The sequence below is a fragment of the Acidimicrobiia bacterium genome (genome assembly GCA_029210695.1).
Classification (GTDB): domain Bacteria; phylum Actinomycetota; class Acidimicrobiia; order Spongiisociales; family JAHEDJ01; genus JAHEDJ01.
This window is the reverse complement of sequence record JARGFH010000124.1, coordinates 1-3,410: the sequence shown is the minus strand read 5'-3', so window position 1 is coordinate 3,410 and position 3,410 is coordinate 1. Positions and strand designations below refer to the sequence as shown.

The window sequence follows — 3,410 nt, the reverse complement described above, 5'->3', positions numbered from 1 at the left end:
GAGCGAAGTCGACGATACGTTCCTCGGGTGTCACACGCCGAACGGTACCCCATCCGACCACGGCCCCGTCGACCCGCCTTCACCGGTCATACTCCCCGCCACCGATCTGATCGGGTCGGCCATTGGCAACCTCCGGAAGGAACACAGCCGACCCACCCCACAGCCGCAGCCTCCGTTTCGCCGGCTACAAGGAGCACCTCCGACGGAGAGTCGGCGGCACCACCGGAGGAGTTCGGCTGGCACACGCGGACAGTGGCCCGAACACCACATGTCTCGAGGTGTCGAGTACGGCAGAATGGGATAGTGAAATACAGCACTGCGATCGGTCGGCTCCGCCAGGTGGCCGACGACCTCACCGACCACACTTCATCGTGGCGAGACTCGGTCATTGTTGAGGCGCACGTGTTCGGCGACCTGTTGACGGGACCCGACACCATCGAGGTGATCTGGATGGCGCAAGTTGTTGACCTTCCGGTCGAGGAGGTCACCTGGCTGGCTCGCCCCGCCCAAGCAGAAGCGACCGCCTCGATCCTCCGCTTCGACAAGTACCCGCTGCGGTGGTGGTGGCGGCCCACCACCTGGCCGGTGTGGAACCACGCCATCTCCCGGCCGGTCCGTTTCTGGTCCAGAGAACTCGGACCCGACCATACGACCCTGGGTTTGTTGGCAGACCGTCGCCTGGGCGAGCTCGCGGTACTCGAACCGGCCGACCGGGCGGTGTACCGAGCGCAGCTTCAAACGGAACTCGAGGCATCCAGACGGCATCTCGGCCGAGTGGTCGACTCCTACCATGACCGGGATTGGCGGCGGGACCACCAAGGTTTTGGTGTCTATCCCGAAGACCACCTGTGGTGGGCAACCCAAGGGTTCCTCGAACTCGACGACGCCCTCCAAGCAAACGACCAACCCAACCCACCCACCTGATTCGGTAGCCCTCATCATTCACGCACAGATCGCCCTGATCTCGCGCCATATGGCGCCATATCGCACCTGAGCCGAGGGTGCGCTGTATCGGCACCTACGCGCTCGGACATGGCCTGATCGACGTCACCCAGCGTGGCGATCTCGTGGGAGCGTCAAGTGGTGCGCGACTTGGTATCGCTTTAGCCGGGGTTTCGGTGTGATCTGGTTGGCCGGTTCGCCAAGCACGGGCTGAGGAGGTCTGCAGGAGCCACCAGAGTGGGGGCGTGGGATACTTGTCTGGTGACGCAACGCCGGTTCCTTGTGGCTCGAAACCCGGATCCCGACTCGTCGCTGCCTTATCTGGTTTGGCTTCCGGTTGGGGATGGGGTGGTGCTCAAGGCAGGTGATTCCTGGCCGCGCACAGCCAAGGTGTACTGTCACCGGGCCGACCAGTGGCCCGATGATCCCGACATCGTTGAGGACGTTGGGGTGCGGTCTTGTGTGCGAAGAGGGGCCGCCATCGACTTGGTGTTGGACCGGGGCCGTCTGAACCGCAGCCAGTTTGTGTTCACCCGCCTCAAGGGTGGTCGGGAAGGCATCTTCTGGCAGACCGCCCGTACCACCCGAGCCTCCCGACCTGCTATTCGGGTACCGGGCCGGCGAGCCTCATGGTTGTCCGATATCACCATCCTGGTCGACACTCGCGAGCGCTATCCCTACAAGTTCGCCAAGCAGCAGGTCGGTACCGCCCGCCAGGCCCTCCCGGTCGGTGACTACGGGGTCATTTCCGACAATCGGGTGGTCGGCCTAGTGGAACGCAAGAGCCTCCAAGACCTCGCCAAGGGTCTCACCGAGGGCACCCTGGCCTATCAGCTCGCCGACCTCGCCACTTACCCGCGCGCCGCGGTGGTGGTTGAGGAGCGCTACTCGGCGGTCTTCAAACACGAATACGTCTCCGGTGGCTGGCTGGCCGATCTGCTCGCCCGCCACCAGGTCCGCTACCCCACCGTTCCCATCGTGTTCTGCGAGACCCGCCCGCTCGCCGAGGAGTGGACCTTTCGCTTCCTCGGGGCCGCCCTTGCCCACCACCTCGACCAACCCACCAACCCCACCGCTCCCCGCGATTTGCTCGGTCCGCCTATACCATCTGATACAGAGCAGTAAGGCCCCCGAGAACCGAGCCGAACGGCACGTCGAGGAGCAATCGGTGGGTTGATGGTGTCACAGCCACCAGGTCCACGAAGCGCCGTCGATGGGAGGGTTGTCGAGGAACCGGCCCAGTGCTCCGATGAGGTTCCCCGGGTAGGCAAGCGACGCCCGATTGAACCGTTTCGGATTCGTGAAGATCAACCCGGCGTGGCTTCTGCCCTCACTGGCCCATTGGAGCGCGAGCGGTGAGAAGTCGACGATGTTCTCTGTGACCAAGGCACGTTCGCGGCTGGTGGCGTGATCGAGCAGGTCCGCATCCGAGGCTCCTCGCAGAGCGGCCACAGCCGCTACCGCGACGACGTCCCAGCCTTGTGTGGTGAGGGCGTCAGCAATGCTGGGGGCATGCATCTCGTCGAGAAGGAGCTTCATCTCCCGAGCAGCGCTCGTTGACGACGCCACAACGCCTCGACATCGTCGGCGAGCTGAGCCCGGGTCGCAAGGTCGGCATCGATCTCTTCGGTGAATTCGGCGTAGTAGGCCAGTGCCGCATCGATCAGAGGTTCTGTGACGGCCAAGAGCTCTGCGGCTCGGGATCGACGCTGGTCTGCAGGAACATCGCCATCGACGATGGCACCGATGACGTCGGCTACCTCGGGTCCACCGACGAGGACGGGTCGGCGACCGGATGGTCCGTCTCGGAATACCACCAATGGGTGAGCGTCCATGCGCAACCCCTCATTGATCAACCGTTCGGCCAGGGTCGAGACCCCGATGTCACGCCGGTGGGCGCTGTCCTTGAGTCGTTGGTGTAACGGCTCGTCTGAGAATCGAATCGATACAACAGGCATGACTACATTGTAGTCGGCCGTCGCCCATTCTGCTAGGGGTGCGCCACTCACCCGACCCATATCGCCCTGTTCTCGCCCCATAACGAGCATTTCGGGAAGTGCTCAGTATCGGCACCCTCCTGCGCTGTCGGCCTGGCTCCACGGCGAACACGGATCGTGGCGGAGTCGTTCCGATCGATGATGGATCTAGGACGGATCACCCACAGTTCCCGACCTCGCGAGCGGTTGGGTTTAGCACGTGGGAGTGATTGGCGGCATTCTTGACTGTGACGGTGCGCTCGGAGCAATGACCCACCGAAGAGCCGACATGTGAGGGTGAAAGCCGGCCACGCTGGAAGGTCCGAGAGGACCGAAAGTGACGTTCCCTCTTTGTCTTCTCTCGATCTGCCGGTTACCGCGCACCTTGCGTTGGGTCAGAGCCTGCAGATGTGGTGGTGATCTGATTCCCTAAGTCGATATTGGTGTCAAGTCGGGTTTGACGTGCGATGGGGCGGCGGGGATGCTTGATGG

At 63.3% G+C, this 3,410-nt stretch carries 4 protein-coding genes; 2 read left to right on the top strand and 2 right to left on the bottom strand.

Going from position 1 to position 3,410, the window contains the following annotated elements; genetic code table 11:
- Positions 1-303 precede the first annotated feature (303 nt).
- Positions 304-924, top strand: a complete 621-nt coding sequence (locus P1T08_18460; GenBank protein ID MDF1598059.1) for a hypothetical protein — start codon at positions 304-306, stop codon at positions 922-924.
- Between the two features lie 279 nt (positions 925-1,203).
- Complete coding sequence (locus P1T08_18455; GenBank protein MDF1598058.1) at positions 1,204-2,067, top strand: ERCC4 domain-containing protein; 864 nt, start codon at positions 1,204-1,206, stop codon at positions 2,065-2,067.
- A 57-nt stretch (positions 2,068-2,124) separates the two neighbouring features.
- On the opposite strand, the gene P1T08_18450 is transcribed toward P1T08_18455, so the two are convergent.
- Positions 2,125-2,481: a DUF5615 family PIN-like protein gene (locus P1T08_18450; protein ID MDF1598057.1), complete on the bottom strand. Its 357-nt coding sequence runs from the start codon at positions 2,479-2,481 to the stop codon at positions 2,125-2,127.
- Positions 2,478-2,900: a CopG family transcriptional regulator gene (locus tag P1T08_18445; protein ID MDF1598056.1), complete on the bottom strand. Its 423-nt coding sequence runs from the start codon at positions 2,898-2,900 to the stop codon at positions 2,478-2,480. Before P1T08_18445 ends, P1T08_18450 begins: the two co-directional genes overlap by 4 nt.
- Positions 2,901-3,410 lie beyond the last annotated feature (510 nt).

Bases quoted from the DNA above. Each gene is read 5' to 3' on its own strand.
- P1T08_18450 (MDF1598057.1), bottom strand. From the start codon at position 2,481: ATGAAGCTCCTTCTCGACGAGATGCATGCCCCCAGCATTGCTGACGCC.
- P1T08_18445 (MDF1598056.1), bottom strand. From the start codon at position 2,900: ATGCCTGTTGTATCGATTCGATTCTCAGACGAGCCGTTACACCAACGA.